The sequence below is a fragment of the Variovorax sp. GW822-FHT04A09 genome (assembly GCF_058801005.1).
In genome coordinates, this window is the sequence record NZ_JBXAMV010000004.1 from 518,911 (window position 1) to 535,947 (window position 17,037).

Annotated in this window: 20 protein-coding genes and 1 tRNA gene; 13 read left to right on the plus strand and 8 right to left on the minus strand. The window is 65.7% G+C overall.

The features are described 5' to 3' along the window. The first annotated feature begins 11 nt into the window (after positions 1 to 11). From rpsE to AC1RLW_RS22590, 11 genes are all read left to right on the plus strand, one after another. The gene (gene rpsE, locus AC1RLW_RS22540) at positions 12 to 530 is read left to right on the plus strand and encodes a 30S ribosomal protein S5 (RefSeq protein ID WP_056576983.1); all 519 of its coding nucleotides are present in this window, start codon (positions 12 to 14) and stop codon (positions 528 to 530) included. Between the two features lie 35 nt (positions 531 to 565). Continuing rightward, positions 566 to 748: a 50S ribosomal protein L30 gene (gene rpmD / locus AC1RLW_RS22545; RefSeq protein WP_019653974.1), complete on the plus strand. Its 183-nt coding sequence runs from the start codon at positions 566 to 568 to the stop codon at positions 746 to 748. 11 nt (positions 749 to 759) lie between these two features. Further along, on the plus strand, positions 760 to 1,191 hold the full coding sequence (gene rplO / locus AC1RLW_RS22550; protein ID WP_056576982.1) for a 50S ribosomal protein L15: 432 nt from the start codon (positions 760 to 762) through the stop codon (positions 1,189 to 1,191). 27 nt (positions 1,192 to 1,218) lie between these two features. Then, a complete protein-coding gene (gene secY, locus AC1RLW_RS22555) occupies positions 1,219 to 2,532 on the plus strand; it encodes a preprotein translocase subunit SecY (RefSeq protein ID WP_056576979.1) in 1,314 nt (437 codons plus the stop codon). Positions 2,533 to 2,598: 66 nt separating this feature from the next. Continuing rightward, positions 2,599 to 2,712, plus strand: a complete 114-nt coding sequence (gene rpmJ / locus AC1RLW_RS22560; protein ID WP_013544106.1) for a 50S ribosomal protein L36 — start codon at positions 2,599 to 2,601, stop codon at positions 2,710 to 2,712. Positions 2,713 to 2,735: 23 nt separating this feature from the next. Further along, complete coding sequence (gene rpsM, locus AC1RLW_RS22565) at positions 2,736 to 3,101, plus strand: 30S ribosomal protein S13 (protein ID WP_013544105.1); 366 nt, start codon at positions 2,736 to 2,738, stop codon at positions 3,099 to 3,101. 12 nt (positions 3,102 to 3,113) lie between these two features. Next, positions 3,114 to 3,518 carry a 30S ribosomal protein S11 gene (gene rpsK, locus AC1RLW_RS22570; protein WP_009124825.1) on the plus strand — a complete coding sequence of 135 codons (405 nt, stop codon included), beginning with the start codon at positions 3,114 to 3,116 and terminating at the stop codon, positions 3,516 to 3,518. 130 nt (positions 3,519 to 3,648) lie between these two features. Next, positions 3,649 to 4,272, plus strand: coding sequence for a 30S ribosomal protein S4 (gene rpsD, locus AC1RLW_RS22575; protein WP_493195164.1), 624 nt, complete (start codon positions 3,649 to 3,651; stop codon positions 4,270 to 4,272). Positions 4,273 to 4,414: 142 nt separating this feature from the next. Further along, positions 4,415 to 5,404: a DNA-directed RNA polymerase subunit alpha gene (locus tag AC1RLW_RS22580; protein WP_056576973.1), complete on the plus strand. Its 990-nt coding sequence runs from the start codon at positions 4,415 to 4,417 to the stop codon at positions 5,402 to 5,404. A gap of 95 nt (positions 5,405 to 5,499) precedes the next feature. Then, positions 5,500 to 5,898, plus strand: a complete 399-nt coding sequence (gene rplQ, locus AC1RLW_RS22585; RefSeq protein WP_056576970.1) for a 50S ribosomal protein L17 — start codon at positions 5,500 to 5,502, stop codon at positions 5,896 to 5,898. 18 nt (positions 5,899 to 5,916) lie between these two features. Then, positions 5,917 to 5,993: transfer RNA gene (locus AC1RLW_RS22590), tRNA-Met, on the plus strand. A 203-nt stretch (positions 5,994 to 6,196) separates the two neighbouring features. Here AC1RLW_RS22590 and AC1RLW_RS22595 read toward each other — a convergent pair. Genes AC1RLW_RS22595 through AC1RLW_RS22620 form a run of 6 tightly spaced genes read right to left on the minus strand, consistent with a single transcriptional unit; the run spans position 6,197 to position 13,131 of the window. Further along, on the minus strand, positions 6,197 to 6,595 hold the full coding sequence (locus AC1RLW_RS22595; RefSeq protein ID WP_056576966.1) for a RidA family protein: 399 nt from the start codon (positions 6,593 to 6,595) through the stop codon (positions 6,197 to 6,199). Beyond that, on the minus strand, positions 6,592 to 8,220 hold the full coding sequence (locus tag AC1RLW_RS22600; RefSeq protein WP_493195166.1) for an AMP-binding protein: 1,629 nt from the start codon (positions 8,218 to 8,220) through the stop codon (positions 6,592 to 6,594). Before AC1RLW_RS22600 ends, AC1RLW_RS22595 begins: the two co-directional genes overlap by 4 nt. A gap of 4 nt (positions 8,221 to 8,224) precedes the next feature. Beyond that, positions 8,225 to 9,418: an acyl-CoA dehydrogenase family protein gene (locus tag AC1RLW_RS22605; protein ID WP_493195168.1), complete on the minus strand. Its 1,194-nt coding sequence runs from the start codon at positions 9,416 to 9,418 to the stop codon at positions 8,225 to 8,227. Between the two features lie 5 nt (positions 9,419 to 9,423). After that, positions 9,424 to 10,278, minus strand: coding sequence for an enoyl-CoA hydratase family protein (locus AC1RLW_RS22610; RefSeq protein WP_062474826.1), 855 nt, complete (start codon positions 10,276 to 10,278; stop codon positions 9,424 to 9,426). Next, positions 10,275 to 10,754 (minus strand): MarR family winged helix-turn-helix transcriptional regulator, encoded by a 480-nt coding sequence (locus AC1RLW_RS22615; RefSeq protein WP_056576953.1) that lies wholly within the window; start codon positions 10,752 to 10,754, stop codon positions 10,275 to 10,277. The genes AC1RLW_RS22610 and AC1RLW_RS22615 overlap by 4 nt, the downstream gene beginning before the upstream one ends. Before the next feature lies 1 nt (position 10,755). After that, positions 10,756 to 13,131, minus strand: coding sequence for a bifunctional salicylyl-CoA 5-hydroxylase/oxidoreductase (locus AC1RLW_RS22620; RefSeq protein WP_493195170.1), 2,376 nt, complete (start codon positions 13,129 to 13,131; stop codon positions 10,756 to 10,758). Between the two features lie 128 nt (positions 13,132 to 13,259). On the opposite strand from AC1RLW_RS22620, the gene AC1RLW_RS22625 reads away from it, so the two are divergent. Beyond that, positions 13,260 to 14,528, plus strand: coding sequence for a class I SAM-dependent methyltransferase (locus tag AC1RLW_RS22625; protein ID WP_062474832.1), 1,269 nt, complete (start codon positions 13,260 to 13,262; stop codon positions 14,526 to 14,528). Between the two features lie 17 nt (positions 14,529 to 14,545). After that, a complete protein-coding gene (locus AC1RLW_RS22630) occupies positions 14,546 to 14,875 on the plus strand; it encodes a DUF1840 domain-containing protein (protein WP_070062980.1) in 330 nt (109 codons plus the stop codon). Positions 14,876 to 15,000: 125 nt separating this feature from the next. On the opposite strand, the gene AC1RLW_RS22635 is transcribed toward AC1RLW_RS22630, so the two are convergent. Both AC1RLW_RS22635 and AC1RLW_RS22640 read right to left on the minus strand, forming a co-directional pair. Beyond that, a complete protein-coding gene (locus AC1RLW_RS22635; protein WP_493195173.1) occupies positions 15,001 to 16,035 on the minus strand; it encodes a Bug family tripartite tricarboxylate transporter substrate binding protein in 1,035 nt (344 codons plus the stop codon). A 71-nt stretch (positions 16,036 to 16,106) separates the two neighbouring features. Next, positions 16,107 to 17,036, minus strand: a complete 930-nt coding sequence (locus tag AC1RLW_RS22640; RefSeq protein WP_493195175.1) for a LysR family transcriptional regulator — start codon at positions 17,034 to 17,036, stop codon at positions 16,107 to 16,109. Position 17,037 lies beyond the last annotated feature (1 nt).

The window sequence follows — 17,037 nt, forward strand, 5'->3', positions numbered from 1 at the left end:
CGAGATTCAAAATGGCAAAGATTCAAGCAAGAACGCAGAACGAAGGTCCTGAGGACGGTCTGCGCGAGAAGATGATCGCGATCAACCGCGTCACCAAGGTGGTGAAGGGTGGTCGTATCCTCGGTTTCGCAGCGCTGACCGTGGTCGGTGACGGCGATGGCCGCGTCGGCATGGGCAAGGGCAAGTCCAAGGAAGTGCCTGCTGCCGTGCAGAAGGCAATGGAAGAAGCCCGCCGCAACCTGTTCAAGGCTCCGATCAAGAACGGTACGCTGCACCACCAGGTGCAAGGTCACCACGGTGCTGCCACCGTCGTGATGTACCCGGCTCCCAAGGGTACCGGCATCATCGCCGGCGGCCCGATGCGCGCCGTGTTCGAAGTCATGGGCATCACCGACATCGTGGCCAAGAGCCATGGTTCGTCGAACCCCTACAACATGGTTCGCGCCACGCTCGACGGGTTGAAGAACTCGACGACGGCCGGCCAAGTGGCTGCCAAGCGCGGTCTCACCGTCGAAGAAATCTTCGCCTGAGCGCAAGCTCTCGCAAGGCTGAAGGAAGCATTCAAATGACGCAACAACAAACCCTCAAGGTGCAGCTGGTGAAGAGCCCGATCGGCACCAAGGAATCGCATCGCGCGACCGTGCGTGGCCTCGGCCTGCGCAAGCTCAACAGCGTGAGCGAGCTGCAAGACACGCCCGCAGTGCGCGGCATGATCAACAAGATCAGTTATCTGGTCAAAGTTCTGTAAGAGAGACTGATATGGAACTCAATGGCATCAAGCCGGCAGCTGGCGCCAAGCACGCCAAGCGTCGCGTTGGCCGCGGTATCGGCTCCGGCATCGGCAAGACCGCAGGTCGCGGTCACAAGGGCCAGAAGTCGCGCGCAGGCGGTTTCCACAAGGTCGGCTTCGAAGGCGGTCAAATGCCGCTGCAGCGTCGCCTGCCCAAGCGCGGCTTCAAGTCGCACCTGCTGAAGTACAACGCCGAAGTCACGCTGACTGCTCTCGAGCAGCTCGGCCTGGCCGAAGTCGATGTCCTGGCACTGAAGCAAGCCGGCCTCGTGGGCCAGCTCGCCAAGGTCGTCAAGATCATCAAGACCGGCGAACTCACCAAGGCCGTCAAGCTGACGGGCGTGGGTGCGACCGCTGGTGCCAAGGCTGCGATCGAAGCAGCCGGCGGCAGCCTCGCCTGATCACCATCGGACTGAAAGAAGTTCTTCGTGGCAACTAACGCGGCAACGATCGCAAAAACAGGCAAGTTCGGCGACCTCCGTCGTCGGCTCGTCTTTTTGCTGCTCGCGCTCGTGGTCTACCGGATTGGCGCGCACATTCCTGTGCCGGGTATCAACCCGGACCAGCTGGCAGCGTTGTTCCAGGGCCAGCAGGGCGGCATTCTGAGCCTGTTCAACATGTTCTCGGGCGGGGCGCTGTCGCGTTTCACCGTGTTCGCGTTGGGGATCATGCCGTACATCTCGGCGTCGATCATCATGCAGTTGATGACCTACGTGCTTCCGACCTTCGAGCAATTGAAGAAGGAAGGCGAGGCCGGTCGCCGCAAGATCACGCAGTACACGCGCTATGGCGCGCTCGGCCTGGCCCTGTTCCAGTCGTTCAGCATCGCAGTGGCCCTCGAATCGTCGGCCGGTCTGGTGATCGCCCCCGGTTTCGGCTTCCGCCTGACCGCCATGGTGAGCCTGACGGCAGGTTCGATGTTCCTGATGTGGCTCGGCGAGCAGATCACCGAACGCGGCCTGGGCAACGGCATCTCGATCCTGATCTTTGCAGGTATCGCGGCCGGTCTGCCCGGTGCGATCGGCGGCCTGGCTTCGCTGGTGACGACCGGTGCGATGAACCCCATCGTTGCGCTCTTCATCATCGCGGTCGTGGTGCTGGTCACCTACTTCGTGGTGTTCGTGGAACGTGGTCAGCGCAAGATCCTCGTGAACTATGCGCGGCGCCAGGTTGGCAACAAGGTCTACGGCGGTCAGTCGTCACACCTGCCCCTGAAGCTGAACATGGCCGGTGTGATTCCTCCGATCTTCGCGTCGTCGATCATTCTGCTGCCGGCAACGGTGGTGGGCTGGTTCAGCGCCGGTGACGGTGGCTTCCGCTGGATCAAGGACATCGCCAGCGCACTGCGTCCGGGCGAGCCGATCTACGTGCTGCTGTATGCCGCTGCGATCGTTTTCTTCTGCTTCTTCTACACGGCACTCGTGTTCAACAGCAAGGAAACGGCCGACAACCTGAAGAAGAGTGGTGCGTTCATTCCTGGCATTCGCCCGGGTGACCAGACCGCTCGCTATATCGACAAGATTCTGGTTCGCCTGACGTTGGCTGGCGCGGTGTACATCACCTTCGTCTGCCTGCTGCCCGAGTTCCTGATCCTGAAGTACAACGTGCCGTTCTACTTCGGTGGTACCTCCCTGCTGATCATCGTGGTCGTCACGATGGACTTCATGGCCCAGGTGCAAAACTACATGATGTCCCAGCAGTACGAATCGCTGCTGAAGAAGGCGAACTTCAAGACATCGTAGGGCTGTGAGTTTCAGTATTGAGTCCGGGCGGTAGACCGCCACGTTAAACAGTTTTAGGAGAATGAAATGAGAGTTTCGGCTTCGGTCAAAACCATCTGCCGTAATTGCAAGGTCATCCGCCGTAAAGGTGTGGTGCGTGTGATTTGCACCGACCCGCGCCACAAGCAGCGCCAGGGTTGATTGAAGAGTATTAGAGGACGCACATGGCACGTATTGCTGGCATCAACATCCCGCCGCACAAGCACGCTGAAATCGGCCTGACCGCCATTTTCGGTATCGGTCGCACCCGCGCCCGTCAAATCTGCGAAGCGAGCGGCATCGAATATTCGAAGAAGATCAAGGATCTGACCGACGCCGATCTCGAAAAGATTCGCGACCAGATCGCTCTGTTCACGATCGAAGGCGATCTGCGTCGCGAGACGACGATGAACATCAAGCGTTTGATGGACATCGGCTGCTATCGCGGCTTCCGTCACCGTCGCGGCCTGCCGATGCGCGGCCAGCGCACGCGCACCAACGCCCGCACCCGCAAGGGTCCGCGCAAGGCTGCGCAGTCCCTGAAGAAATAAGGATAGACAAGCATGGCTAAAGCACCTGCAAACAACGCCGCACAGCGCGTTCGCAAGAAGGTTCGCAAGAACGTTGCGGACGGTATCGCCCACGTGCATGCCTCGTTCAACAACACCATCATCACGATCACCGATCGCCAGGGCAACGCCCTGTCGTGGGCTTCGTCGGGTGGCCAGGGCTTCAAGGGCTCGCGCAAGTCGACCCCGTTCGCTGCGCAGGTCGCTTCCGAAGTGGCCGGCCGTGCTGCTGTCGAACAAGGTATCAAGAACCTCGACGTCGAGATCAAGGGCCCCGGTCCTGGTCGCGAGTCGTCGGTGCGCGCACTGGCTGCGCTCGGCATCCGGATCAATTCCATTGCCGACGTGACGCCCGTTCCGCACAACGGCTGCCGTCCCCAGAAGCGTCGCCGCATCTGATCGTCAGTCCGCAAGGCGCAGCCAGCTTTCGAGCGGCTGCGCATTTGTTTTTTCACTAAGCCCACCGCCATCGGCACATCCGCCGACGGCTCCCGCAGGCAACTGCGGCAGATGACACCAAGGAAATACCGTGGCACGTTACCTCGGCCCCAAGGCCAAACTTTCCCGCCGTGAAGGCACCGACCTGTTCCTGAAGAGCCCCCGCCGTTCGATCCAGGACAAGGCCAAGTTCGACTCCAAGCCCGGCCAGCACGGCCGCACCTCGGGTCAGCGCACCTCCGACTACGGTCTGCAGCTGCGTGAGAAGCAGAAGGTCAAGCGCATGTACGGCGTGCTCGAGAAGCAGTTCCGCCGCTACTTCGAAGAAGCCGATCGCCGCCGTGGCAACACCGGCGCCAACCTGCTGTTCATCCTCGAGTCGCGCCTGGACAACGTGGTCTACCGCATGGGCTTCGGCTCGACGCGCGCCGAAGCACGCCAACTCGTGTCGCACAAGGCGATCACCGTGAACGGCCAGTCGGTCAACATCCCGTCGTACCTGGTCAAGACCGGTGACGTGATCGCCGTGCGCGAAAAGTCCAAGAAGCAGAACCGCATTGTCGAAGCGCTGCAACTGGCCCAACAAGTCGGCATGCCGGCCTGGGTCGATGTGAACGCCGACAAGGCCGAAGGCACCTTCAAGAAGGTCCCGGATCGCGACGAATTCGCAGCCGACATCAACGAATCGCTGATCGTCGAACTGTATTCGCGTTGATTTTCTCTACCCGCCTGCGCGTCCTTGCGCCGGCGGGAGATTGATATTGTTGTTCACGTTCCTGCTCCGCACTCTGTTGCGGATCAGGCGCTTCACCAGCCTTACCGGTGTAACGAGCCGGGGGTATTGAGAGGAAGTCTGCATGCAAACCACCCTGCTGAAACCCAAGACCATCCAGGTCGAGCAACTTGCCGCCAACAAGGCCAAGGTCACGCTCGAGCCTTTCGAGCGCGGCTACGGCCACACGCTCGGCAACGCGCTGCGTCGCGTTCTGCTGTCGTCCATGGTCGGCTACTCGGCCACCGAAGTCACGATCGCTGGCGTTCTGCATGAGTACTCGTCGATCGACGGCGTGCAGGAAGATGTCGTCAACATCCTGCTGAATCTCAAGGGCGTGGTGTTCAAGCTCCACAACCGCGACGAAGTCACGCTGAGCCTGCGCAAGGACGGCGAAGGCCCGGTCCTCGCATCGGACATCCAGACCCCGCACGACGTCGAGATCATCAATCCCGACCACGTGATCGCGCACCTGTCGCAAGGCGGCAAGCTCGACATGCAGATCAAGGTCGAAAAGGGTCGCGGCTACGTGCCCGGCACGATGCGCCGCTACGCGGACGAGCCGACCAAGTCGATCGGCCGCATCGTCCTCGACGCGTCGTTCTCGCCCGTCAAGCGCGTGAGCTACACCGTCGAAAGCGCCCGTGTCGAGCAGCGTACCGACCTGGACAAGCTGCTGGTCGAGATCGAGACCAACGGTGCGATCAGCGCCGAAGATGCGGTTCGCGCATCGGCTAAAATCCTAGTCGAGCAGCTCGCCGTGTTCGCGCAGCTCGAAGGCGGCGAACTCGCTGCATTCGATGCACCCGCACCGCGCAGCGCCCAGCAATTCGATCCGATCCTGCTGCGCCCTGTCGACGAACTCGAACTGACGGTGCGTTCGGCCAACTGCCTGAAGGCCGAAAACATCTACTACATCGGTGACCTGATCCAGCGCACCGAGAACGAGCTGCTCAAGACCCCGAACCTGGGTCGCAAGTCGCTCAACGAAATCAAGGAAGTGCTCGCCTCGCGCGGTCTCACCCTTGGCATGAAGCTCGAAAGCTGGCCGCCGGCTGGTCTCGACAAGCGTTGATTTGAATTTTTGAGAAATCGGCCCCCTGAAAAGGGCCAGTGCACCGGACAGTACCTGATACGGCTGTCTGTTTTTATAAAGTAAAGGAAAGCACCATGCGTCACGGACACGGACTCCGCAAACTCAACCGCACCAGCTCGCACCGCCTCGCGATGCTGCAGAACATGATGAATTCGCTCATCGAGCACGAAGTCATCAAGACCACGGTCCCCAAGGCCAAGGAACTGCGCCGCGTCATCGAGCCGATGATCACCCTGGCCAAGAAGCCCACGCTCGCCAACAAGCGCCTGGCCTTCGACCGCCTGCGCAGCCGCGACAGCGTCGTCAAGCTCTTCGGCGAACTCGGCCCGCGTTTCGCCGCGCGTCCGGGCGGCTACACCCGCATCCTGAAGATGGGTTTCCGCGTGGGCGACAACGCCCCGATGGCGCTCGTCGAACTGGTCGACCGTGCTGAAATTAAAGATGCTGGCGCTGAGCAAAACGCCGCTGAATAAGCTATAATTTATACTTGCCGCGCGATGGAGCAGCCTGGTAGCTCGTTGGGCTCATAACCCAAAGGTCGCAAGTTCAAATCTTGCTCGCGCAACCAATTTAAAAGGCCCTTTGAGAAATCAAAGGGCCTTTTTCTTTGGCCGAATTCTTTTGGAAATTCCCAGTCGAAATTCGACGCAAAAAAGCCCTCGTGTAGAGGGCTTTTCTGTTTCCGGGCCAGCCCCGCGAAGAGGCCGGTCTCGAGAACGTGCGCCGCAGCGGCGATCGAAGACTGCGCTGACGCGCAGCCCAAGCGCAGGATCAGTCCGGAATGACCGCCGTCACCTCGATCTCCACCTTCGCGCGGTGCTCCACCAGCGCCGCCACCTGCACGCAGGTCATTGCCGGGAAGTTGCGGCCCAGCGCGTCGCGGTAGACCGGGCCGAGCTCGGACAGGCGACGGCTGTACTCGTCGCGGTCCGTCACGTACCAGGTCATGCGCACCATGTGCTCGGGGCCGGCACCGGCTTCGCGCAGCACCTCGGCGATGTTGCGCAGCGCCTGGCCGCACTGGTCGATGAAGTCGTCGGATTCGAACTGCTGCTGGGCATTCCAGCCGATCTGGCCGCCGACGAACACCTGGGTGCCGCGCGCCGCGATGCCGTTTGCATAGCCCTTCGGGGGCAGCCAGCCCGGGGGCTGAATGAGTTTGTTCGTCATGATGGTGTGTTGCTGTTGAGTTGTCTCAATTTGAAGCGCTGGAGTTTGCCGGTTTCGGTGCGCGGCAGCGCCGTCACGAACTCGATCTCCCGCGGGTACTTGAAGGGGGCGATGGTGGCTTTCACATGGTCCTGGAGGGCCTTCACCATCGCTGCGTCACCGGTGTTGCCGGGCTTGAGCACGCAGAAGGCCTTCACGATCATGCCGCGGTCGGTGTCGGGCTTGCCGATCACGCCGCACTCGGCCACGGCCGGGTGCTTGAGCAGCGCGTCTTCCACTTCCGGGCCGCCGACGTTGTAGCCGGCCGTGATGATCATGTCGTCCGCACGCGCCTGATAGAAGAAGTAGCCGTCGTCATCCTGCACGAAGGAGTCACCGGGGTAGTTCCAGCCGTTCTTCACGTAGTCGCCCTGGCGCGGATCGTCGAGGTAGCGGCAGCCGACCGGGCCTTGCAGCGCCAGCTTGCCGACCGTGCCGCGCGGCACTTCGTTGCCTTGGTCGTCGACCACCTTGGCCGTGAAACCCGGCACCGCCTTGCCGACGGCGCCGCGGCGCACTTCGTCGCCGGCGGCCGAGATGTAGATGTGGAACACCTCGGTGCCGCCGATGCCGTCGAGCATCTCGATGCCGGTGGTCTCCTTCCAGAGTTGGCGCGTGGCGTCGGGAAGCGCCTCGCCTGCGCTCACGCAGATGCGCAGGCTCGGCGCCCCGTGCTGCCGGACGAAGGGCGCCATCTGGCGATAGAAGGTGGGCGCGGTGTAGCAGATGGTCGCGCCGACCTCGTTGATGAGCTTCACGAGCGCTTCGGGCGAGAAGGCGCCGTCGGGAAAGTACACCGACGCACCGGCCCACATCGGGAAGATCAGCAAGCCGCCGAGCCCGAAGGTGAAGGCCAGCGGCGGCGTGCCGACCACGATGTCGTCGCTGCGCGCGCGCAGCACGTGGCGCGGCCAGGTCTGGCACATGGCGACCACGTCGCGGTGCGTGGTGACGGGCGCCTTGGGCTTGCCCGTGGTGCCCGAGGTGAAGGCGAGCAGCGCGATGTCGTCGGCCGCCGTGGGGCAGGCGGTGAACACGCCGCTCTTGCCGGCTGCGCGCGCCGACAGCGAATCGGGTGCGTCGGGCTGGTTGAAGGCAATCACCGTCGCGAGCACCGGGTGCGCCTTCTGCGCGGCTACCAGCTCCTCGAGCAGGCGCCCTTCGCACAGCGCGGCCACGGGCTGCGATTTCTCGATGATCTCGCCCAGCTCCTTGGCGCGCAGCAGCGGCATCGTCGCCACCGCGATCAGCCCGGCCTTGACCACGGCGAGCCACGACAGCGCCATCCACACCGAGTTGCCGCCGCGCAGCAGCACGCGGTTGCCGGGCACCAGCCCGAGATCCTCGACCAGCACCTGGGCGATGCGGTTCACCTCGACGCCCGCCTGGGCGTAGGTGAGCACGCCAGCGGGCGAACGCAGCATCGGGCGGTCGCCGAAGCCCTTGGCGACCGCCTTGTCCAGCAGCTCCTCGACCAGGTTCAGCTGGTCGGGGAACTGCAGTTCGGGCAGGTCGTAGCGAAAGACCGGCAGCTGCGCGGCAGGCGGCAGGCGGTCATGAACGAAGCGATCGACTTGGGCAGACACGGTTTCACCCCCGCAAAACGGATTTGCCGATGATCAGTTGCTGGACTTCCGTCGCGCCTTCATAGATGCGCAGCGAGCGGATGTCCCGGTACAGGCTTTCGATCTTGGTGCCGACCTTCACGCCGAGTCCCCCATGCATCTGCAGCGCCATGTCGATCACGCGGCTCGCGTTCTCGGTGGCGCACATCTTGGCCATGGCGGCAGCCGCCGACACGTCGCCGACTGCCGGCGCACCGCGGCGCTCCGCGTCGTCGCGCATCCAGGCGGCGCGGTAGGTGAGCAGCGCGGCGCTGTCGATCAGCGCGGCCATCTCGCCGAGCTTGGCCTGCGTGAGCTGGAAGTCGGCCAGCGTCTGGCCGAACATGCGGCGACCCTTGGCATGAGCGATGGCTTCGGCGAGCGCGCGGCGACCCATGCCGAGTGCGGCCGCAGCCACCGACGCGCGGAAGATGTCGAGCGTGCGCATCGCAAGCTTGAAGCCGCCGTTCAGCGTGCCCAGCTGCGCCGTGCGCGGCACGGCGCAGTTGTCGAAGCGCAGGGTGGCCAGCGGGTGCGGCGCCATCACGTCGATGTGGGCCGAGGTGTCGAGCCCCGGCGTCGTCGCGTCGACGATGAACACCGTGATGCCGCGCGTGCCGGCCGCGGGGTCGGTCTTGGCGAACACGCAGTAGAAGTCGGCGATGCCGCCGTTGCTGATCCAGGTCTTCTCGCCGTTCAGGCGCCAGCCGTCGGCGGTGGGCTCGGCGCGCATCGCCATCGCTGCGACGTCGGAGCCGGCCTCGGGTTCGCTGAGTGCGAAGGCCGCGATCTTCGCGCCCTTGCCGACCGCCGTGAGGTACTGCGACTGCTGCTCGGGCGTGCCGTCCAGCGTGATCGCGCCGCTGCCCAGGCCCTGCATCGCGAACGCGAAGTCGGCCAGTGGCGAGTGGTAGCCGAGCGTTTCGCGCAGCAGCACGAGCGCGCGCGAATCGAGGCGTTCGAGCGCGCCGCCGGCACTGCCGGGCACCGCGTAACGCAGCCAGCCGGCGTCGCCGAGACGGCGCACCCATTCGCGGCAGGCTGCGCGGTCGTCGCGCTCATCGATCTCCTGGGCGGCGCACCAGGGCAGCAGGTCGTTGGCGAGCGCGCGGTGCGCGTCGTCGAAGAACGGCAGCGCGAGGTGCGCGGTCGACGGTGGGGCGGGGATCTTGGTCATCATGCGCATCAGTCTCCGCCGAACACCGGCTTGCGCTTGGCCGCGAAGGCCTCGTAGGCGCGCTTGAAGTCTTCGGTCTGCATGCAGATCGCCTGCGCCTGCGCTTCGGCCTCGATGGCCTGGTCGATGGTCATCGACCACTCTTGCGCGAGCATCGTCTTGGTCATGCCGTGCGCGAAGCTCGGGCCTTCGGCCAGGTCGCGCGCGACCTTGGTGGCGGCGTCGAGCAGCGAGGCGCTGTCGTGCAGTGCGTTGAAGAAGCCCCAGGCCTGGCCTTCGTCGGCGGTCATGGCGCGGCCGGTGAACAGCAGCTCCGAGGCGCGGCCCTGACCGATCACGCGCGGCAGCAGCGCGCAGGCGCCCATGTCGGCACCGGCCAGGCCCACGCGGGTGAAGAGGAACGCGGTGCGCGTGGCGGGCGTGCCGTAGCGCAGGTCGCAGGCCAGCGCGATCATCGCGCCGGCGCCGGCGCACACGCCGTCAATCGCACCGACGATGGGCTGCGGGCAGTTGCGGATGGCCTTCACGAGGTCGCCCGTCATGCGCGTGAACTCGAGCAGCTCGGGCATGCGCATGCCGGTCAGCGGGCCGATGATTTCATGCACGTCGCCGCCCGAGCAGAAGTTGCCGCCGGCACCGGTGACGACGATCACCTTCACGTCGGTTGCGTAGGTCAGCGCGCGGAACAGGTCGCGCAGCTCGGCGTACGAATCGAAGGTCAGCGGGTTCTTGCGCTCGGGGCGGTTCAGCGTGATGGTGCCGACGCCGGCCTCGTAGCGCCAGGCAAAGTGCTCGGCCTTGTAGTCGGCCTTGGGTTCGAATTGCGCGCGCATGGGATTGCTTGCGCCGATGTAGTGCTTCATGCGGTCTCCGCCAATTGGCTGCTGTGTGAATGTTGCTTGACCTTGCCGAGCAGCTTGTGAAGCTGCGCGATCTCCTTGGGGTTGAGGCTCGAGAAAGCCTCGACGATCCAGTCTTCGTGCTGTTGCGCCATCTCGTTGAAGAGCTTGCGTCCGCGCGGCGTGAGGCGCACGCGCCAGGCGCGGCGGTCGCCCTCGACGTTGATGCGCTCCACCAGCCCTTCGGTCACGAGCTGGTCGGTGATGCCGGTGACGTTGCCGCCCGTGACCATCATGCGGCGCGAGAGCTCGTTCATCTTCAGCCCGTCGGGCGAGCGCTCGAGCTGCGACATGAGATCGAAGCGCGGCAGCGTGGTGGCGAACTGCGCGCGCAGTCCGTTGCGCACCTGCTTTTCCACCAGCTGCGTGCAGGTGAGCAGGCGCAGCCAGAGGCGCAGCGCCTCGGGGTGCTCGCTGTGGGCGCGTGCTTCGAGGTCCATGTCAGTGTGTCTCTTCGGTGTCGGCCGCGCGGCCTGCGGCAGCGGTGGCCGCGGCGATCTGCTGCTGCTTGGCGATCTCGCGGTACATCTGGTCGCGGCCGCTCAGGTACTGCTTGGGCCAGTCGACGTCGCGGCTTTGCAGCTTGGCCGCTTCGTGCAGCGTCCACGCCGGGTCGGCCAGGTGCGGGCGCGCCACGGCGCACAGGTCGGCGCGGCCGGCCGCGATGATGCTGTTGGCCTGGTCGGCGTCGGTGATGGCGCCCACCGCGATGGTCGAGATGCCGACCTCGTTGCGGATGCGGTCGGCGAACGGCGTCTGGTACATGCGGCCGTACACGGGCTTGGCGGCGCGCGTGGTCTGGCCCGAGGACACGTCGATGAAGTCGGCGCCGGCCTCCTTGAAGAGGCGCGCGACCACCACGGCGTCGGCGTCGGTGTTGCCGCCGGGTGCCCAGTCGTGTGCCGAGATGCGCACGCTCATCGGCTTGTCGGCCGGCCACACGGCGCGCATCGCGCGGAACACTTCGAGCGGGTAGCGGCAGCGTGCTTCGATGTCGCCGCCGTACTCGTCGGTGCGCAGGTTGGTGAGCGGGCTGATGAAGGCCGACAGCAGGTAGCCGTGCGCGCAGTGCAGCTCGAGCCAGTCGAAGCCGCACTCGACCGCGCGGCGCGTGGAATCGACGAACTGGTCGCGCAGCGTGTCCATCTCGGCGCGCGTGATCGCGGCCGGCAGCTGGTTCTGTTCACCGTAGGGCAGGGCGCTCGCGCCGAGCACGGGCCAGTTGCCGCTTTCGAGCGGCTCGTCGGTGCCTTCCCAGCCCACGCGGGTCGAGCCCTTGGGGCCGCTGTGGCCGAGCTGGATCGCGATCTTGGCGCTCGACTGCGTGTGCACGAAATCGACGATGCGCTTGAACGCGGCCTGCTGCGTGTCGTTGTACAGGCCCGTGCAGGCCGGCGTGATGCGGCCTTCGGGGGTCGGGCTCGTCATCTCGACGCACACCATCGCGGCGCCGCCGAGCGCGCGTGCGCCCAGGTGCACCAGCAGGAAATCTTGCGGCACGCCGTCGACCGCGCTGTAGGTCGCCATCGGCGAGACCACGATGCGGTTCTTGAGCTCGAGCCCGCGCACCTTCAGCGGCATCAGCATCGGCGCCATCGCCTTGCCGCCTGCCAGCCACTGCTCGTAGCCGCCGAGCCATTGCGTGTCGCGCACGCGCAGGTTCTCGTGGCTGATGCGCTGCGAGCGCGTGAGCAGCGAGTACGCGAACTGCTCGATCTCCATGCCCGTGTAGCGCGGCACGTTCTCGAACCACTCGGTGGAGTTGCGCGCGGCGTTCTGGATCTTCAGCACCTCGACGCTGCGGCGTGCTTCATAGCCTTCGAGCACGTGGTCGAGCGTGCCGCCCTGTTCGAATTCGTTGGCCAGGTCGATCGCGTCTTCGAGTGCGAGCTTGGTGCCCGAACCGATCGAGAAGTGCGCCGTGTGCGCGGCATCGCCCATCAGCACGACGGGCACCGAGCGGCCTTCGACGTCGATGCGGTGCGTCCAGCGCTCGCACACCACGCGCGGAAAGCGGATCCAGTTGGCCGAGCCGCGCAGGTGCGTGGCGTTGCTGATGAGCGCGTGGCCGCCCAGGTACTTGGCGAACAGCTTCTCGCAGAAGGCGATGGCCTCGGGCTGCTCCATCTGGTCCAGGCCGTGGGCCTTCCACACGGCTTCGGGCGTCTCGACGATGAAGGTCGAGGTCTTGTCGTCGAACTGGTAGGCATGCGCCTGGAACCAGCCGTGCTCGGTCTGTTCGAAGGCGAAGGTGAAGGCGTCGAAGGTCTGGTGCGTGCCCAGCCAGACGAAGCGGCAGTTGCGCAGGTCGATGTCGGGCTTGAACACGTCGGCATAGCGCTGGCGGATGCGGCTGTTGAGGCCGTCGCTGGCAATGACCAGGTCGGCCTTGTACTGCGCGGCAATGGCCTGGTCGTCGGTGGCGTCGGTTTCGAAGACCAGCTCCACGCCGAGTTCGAGGCAGCGTTCCTGCAGGATGTTCAGCAGGCGCTTGCGGCCGATGCCGCAGAAGCCGTGGCCGCCCGAGCGCACCTGGCGGCCCTTGAAGAAGACCTGGATGTCGTCCCAGTGGTGGAACTCGTTGCCGATGAGCGCGGCCGTGGGGCCGTCGGCCTCGCGCAGGTTGCCCAGCGTCTGGTCGCTGAGCACCACGCCCCAGCCGAAGGTGTCGAAGGGGCGGTTGCGTTCGACCACGGTGATCTGCAGCGCCGGGTTGCGGGCCTTCATCAGCAGAGCGAAATACAGGCCGGCTGGACCCCCACCGATGCACAGGATGCGCTGGAGGTCCGAGGCGGGCGCGAGGCGGGGGGAGGTCAAGCTGTTCATGGTTGAATAGTTTAGGCATAAACAATATGTTGTCAACGAGGACTTCTCTGCAGAGGCCTGCGTCCCGCGCGGCTGCGCGATGTCATGCAAATCCTTGGAAAAATCAATACCATGGACGCATGCAACACTTGATACCCAAGATCGAGTCGCAGCTGGCCTCGCTGCCCGTGCCCATCGCACTGGAGCTGCCCGACGGGCGCCGGGTCGCCCAGGCGGGTTCACGCGTGACGCTGGCTTTCAAGGAGTGGTCGGTGCTGGCCAAGCTGGCCGGCCGGCAGGTCGGGGCCATCGGCGAGGCCTACGTCGAGGGCAAGGTGCAGATCGAGGGCGCCATGCGCGACCTGATCGACGCCACCGTCGGCCTGTTGCCCGGCAACCCCGCCGAGACCGACACCACCTGGTGGAGCCGCCTGCAGCGCCGCGCCAAGTCGCGCGGCTCGCACTCGCTGCGCAAGGACGCCGCGCAGATCGAGTTCCACTACGACGTCTCCGACGATTTCTACGCGCTGTGGCTGGACCCGCGCCGCGTCTATTCGTGTGCCTACTTCCGCACGCCCGAGCTCACGCTGGCGCAGGCGCAGGAAGCCAAGCTCGACCACATCTGCCGCAAGCTCATGCTGCAGCCCGGCGAGCGCTACCTGGACATCGGTTCCGGCTGGGGCGCGCTGCTGCTGTGGGCGGCCGAGCACTACGGCGTGGACGCCACCGGCATCACGCTGTCGAAGAACCAGCACGCGCATGTGCAGCGGCTCATCGAAGAAAAAGGCCTGCAGGGTCGCGTGCGCGTGGAGCTGCGCGACTACCGTGAGCTGCCCGATGACCAGCCCTTCGACAAGATCTCGTCGGTGGGCATGTTCGAGCACGTGGGCGCGGCCAACATGCCGACCTACTTCCACAAGATCCACACGCTGCTCAAGCCGGGCGGGCTGGTGCTCAACCACGGCATCACCTCGGGCGAGCTGAACTACCGCCAGCTCGGCGCGGGCATGGGCGACTTCATCGAGAAATACATCTTCCCCGGCGGCGAGCTGCTGCACGTGACGCACGTGCTGCGCGAGACCGCGGCGGCCGGGCTGGAGATGGTCGACACCGAGAGCCTGCGCCCGCACTACGCGCGCACGCTGTGGGCCTGGTCGGACGCCCTCGAGGCGCAGCTCGATGCCGCGCGCGAGGTGCTGGGGCGCAGCGGCGGGCGCCAGGGCGAGAACGCCGAGCGCATCCTTCGCGCCTACCGCCTGTACCTCGCGGGCTCGGCGATGAGCTTCGAGCAGGGCTGGATCTCGCTGCACCAGATGCTGTCGACCAAGCCCGACGGCAAGGTCGAACACGGTGCCTTGCGCGGTGCGCAATCGGTGTACCCTTTTGCCCGTGACTACATCTACAAATAAGTGAGGACACCAACACCATGCTCTACCGCTTCAAATCCCGGGCCGCCCCAGACTTCGTGATGCTCGAGGTGCACGCGCGCCAGCTGCTCGACATCGTCGGCAAGCCGGCCGCGCCGCAGGGCATCATCACGGTCGAGCAGATCCCCGGCGCCATCGCTGCCCTCGAAGCCGCACTGGCGCTCGAAAGCAGCAAGCCCGCGCCGCACAACCACGACGAACACGTCGTCGAAGGCCATGACGCCGACGCCGAGAAACAGCATGTCGGCCTGCACCAGCGCGCCGCACCGCTGCTGCACATGCTCAAGGACTCACAGGCCGAGAGCAAGGATGTGACCTGGGGGACCTGAGCCCCGACCTCAGCAAGTCACCCTGTCTTTTCGAGGAACACCGCGGAACCGGCTTTGCCGGGCCGCAGGTGTTGCCCCCTGCAAGGGGGTTGGCGTAGCGACACGAAGTGCGCGAAGACTGGGGGTTAGTCCACCTTTGCGCCGGAGTCTTTCACGACCTTCGCCCACTTCACGTGCTCACTCGCAATGAGCTTCGTGAAGTCCGCCGGCGAATTGCCGCTCGGGATCGCGCCCTGGGCCAGCATCTTTTCCTTGATCGCCGGCGTGCCCAGCGACTTGGCCACTTCCTGCTGGATGCGGTTCACGATCTCCGGCGACGTGCCCGCCGGCGCCAGCAGCCCGAACCATGAGCTCGCCTCGTAGCCCTTGAGCGCGGGGCCGCCGACTTCTGCCACCGTCGGCACGTCGGGCAGCGCGGGCGAGCGCTGCGAGCTGGTCACGGCCAGCGCCGTGAGCTTGCCGCCCTTGATCTGCGCCATCGACGAGGGCAGGTTGTCGAACATCACATCGGCATTGCCGCCCACCATGTCCAGCAACGCCGGGCCCGAGCCCTTGTACGGAATGTGGGCCATGAAGGTGCCCGTCATGCTCTTGAAGAGTTCGCCCGCCAGGTGGATCGAGGTGCCGCTGCCGCTCGATGCCATGTTCAGCTTGCCGGGATTCGCCTTCGCGTACTTGATGAAATCCTGCACGTTGCGGATGTTCAGCGACTTGGCTTTCTCGGCGTTCATCTCCATCACGTTCGGCACGGCGGCCACCAGGGTGATCGGCACGAAATCCTTGATCGGGTCGAAGGGCAGCTTGGGGTACAGCGCGCGGTTGATGCCGTGCGTGCCCACCGTGCCCATCAGCAGCGTGTAGCCGTCGTTGGGCGAGCGCGCGACGATCTCGGCGCCCACGTTGCCGCCGGCACCCGCGCGGTTGTCGACGATGAACTGCTGGCCGAAGGCCTTCGAGAGCTCGGGCGCCACGGCGCGCGCCAGGATGTCGGTGGTGCCGCCGGCCGCGAAGGGCACGACGATGCGCACCGGCTTGGTCGGCCAGGTGGCCTGCGCGTGCGCCGCGCCGCCCAGCAGCGCGAGGGTGGCCGCAGCCGTGGCGACGAGCGCGAAGCGGCGGGTGGAGGAAGTGACGGAAGAAGAGCGGGAGATGGAAGTCATGCGCGCCTTTGTACAGGGGGGCGCCAAAGGCGTCGCGAGTAAAAACCCCGGCCTTCGATGGACATCGCCGCTCAGCCCACCTGCATCCGCTGCGCGAAGCGCGCCTCGCGAAAGCGCGCCAGCACGAAGTCGACGAACACCCGCGTCTTGGGCGGCAGCAGCTTCTTGCTCGGGTAGTAGATCCACACGGCGCCCGAATCCTGGAACCACCCGGGCAGCAGCCGTACCAGCGCTCCGCTGCGCAGGCCGCGTTCCACGAAGGGCATCGGCAGCATCGCCACGCCGAGCCCCAGCAGCGCCGCCTGCGCGATCGCCTCGGGGTCGTTGAAGATCGCGCGCGGGCGCGCCGGCAGGTCGACCATGGTCTCCTCGCCGCTCGCATGCCGCAGCGTCCACGGCCGCAGCCGGCCCGTGGGCGAGGAGCGGCGCAGCAGCACGTCGAAGCGCGCCAGCTCGGACGGATGCGCGGGCAGCGCGCGCCCCGCCAGGTAGGCCGGCGCCGCCACCGCGACCACGTGGATGCGCGCCAGCTCGCGCGCCACCACGCCGGGCGACAGCGCGATGCCGCCGCCGATGGCCGCGTCGAAGCCCTCGCCGACCAAGTCGACCTGCTGGTTGTCGAAATGCCAGTCGGGCACGATGCCCGGGTAGCGCGCCAGGAAGTCGCCCATGAACGGCAGCACGTGCTCGCGCCCGAAGGCCTGCCCCATGCTCACCTTGAGCGTGCCCGAGGGCTGGCCGTCGTCCTGCGCGAGGCCGGCCACCGCGTCCTGCAGCGTGGCCAGCGCGCCGCCCACCTGCGCCAGGAAACGCTCGCCGGCCTCGGTCAGCGTGAGCCGGCGCGTGCTGCGCTGGAACAGCCGCACGCCCAGCCGCGCCTCGAGCCGCGCCACGTTCTTGCTGACCGCCGCCGGCGTGAGCCCCAGGCGCCGCGCGGCCGCCGAGAAGCTGCCGCCCTCGGCGCTCTGCACGAAGGACTCGAGGTGATTGAGCGGTTCCATG

Excerpts from the sequence above, each read along its gene's own strand:
- rpsE (WP_056576983.1), top strand. The coding sequence starts at position 12 with ATGGCAAAGATTCAAGCAAGAACGCAGAACGAAGGTCCTGAGGACGGT.
- rpmD (WP_019653974.1), top strand. The coding sequence starts at position 566 with ATGACGCAACAACAAACCCTCAAGGTGCAGCTGGTGAAGAGCCCGATC.
- rplO (WP_056576982.1), top strand. The coding sequence starts at position 760 with ATGGAACTCAATGGCATCAAGCCGGCAGCTGGCGCCAAGCACGCCAAG.
- rpmJ (WP_013544106.1), top strand. The coding sequence starts at position 2,599 with ATGAGAGTTTCGGCTTCGGTCAAAACCATCTGCCGTAATTGCAAGGTC.
- rpsM (WP_013544105.1), top strand. The coding sequence starts at position 2,736 with ATGGCACGTATTGCTGGCATCAACATCCCGCCGCACAAGCACGCTGAA.
- rpsK (WP_009124825.1), top strand. The coding sequence starts at position 3,114 with ATGGCTAAAGCACCTGCAAACAACGCCGCACAGCGCGTTCGCAAGAAG.
- AC1RLW_RS22580 (WP_056576973.1), top strand. The coding sequence starts at position 4,415 with ATGCAAACCACCCTGCTGAAACCCAAGACCATCCAGGTCGAGCAACTT.
- rplQ (WP_056576970.1), top strand. The coding sequence starts at position 5,500 with ATGCGTCACGGACACGGACTCCGCAAACTCAACCGCACCAGCTCGCAC.
- AC1RLW_RS22595 (WP_056576966.1), bottom strand. The coding sequence starts at position 6,595 with ATGACGAACAAACTCATTCAGCCCCCGGGCTGGCTGCCCCCGAAGGGC.
- AC1RLW_RS22605 (WP_493195168.1), bottom strand. The coding sequence starts at position 9,418 with ATGATGACCAAGATCCCCGCCCCACCGTCGACCGCGCACCTCGCGCTG.
- AC1RLW_RS22610 (WP_062474826.1), bottom strand. The coding sequence starts at position 10,278 with ATGAAGCACTACATCGGCGCAAGCAATCCCATGCGCGCGCAATTCGAA.
- AC1RLW_RS22615 (WP_056576953.1), bottom strand. The coding sequence starts at position 10,754 with ATGGACCTCGAAGCACGCGCCCACAGCGAGCACCCCGAGGCGCTGCGC.
- AC1RLW_RS22625 (WP_062474832.1), top strand. The coding sequence starts at position 13,260 with ATGCAACACTTGATACCCAAGATCGAGTCGCAGCTGGCCTCGCTGCCC.
- AC1RLW_RS22630 (WP_070062980.1), top strand. The coding sequence starts at position 14,546 with ATGCTCTACCGCTTCAAATCCCGGGCCGCCCCAGACTTCGTGATGCTC.
- AC1RLW_RS22635 (WP_493195173.1), bottom strand. The coding sequence starts at position 16,035 with ATGACTTCCATCTCCCGCTCTTCTTCCGTCACTTCCTCCACCCGCCGC.
- AC1RLW_RS22640 (WP_493195175.1), bottom strand. The coding sequence starts at position 17,036 with ATGGAACCGCTCAATCACCTCGAGTCCTTCGTGCAGAGCGCCGAGGGC.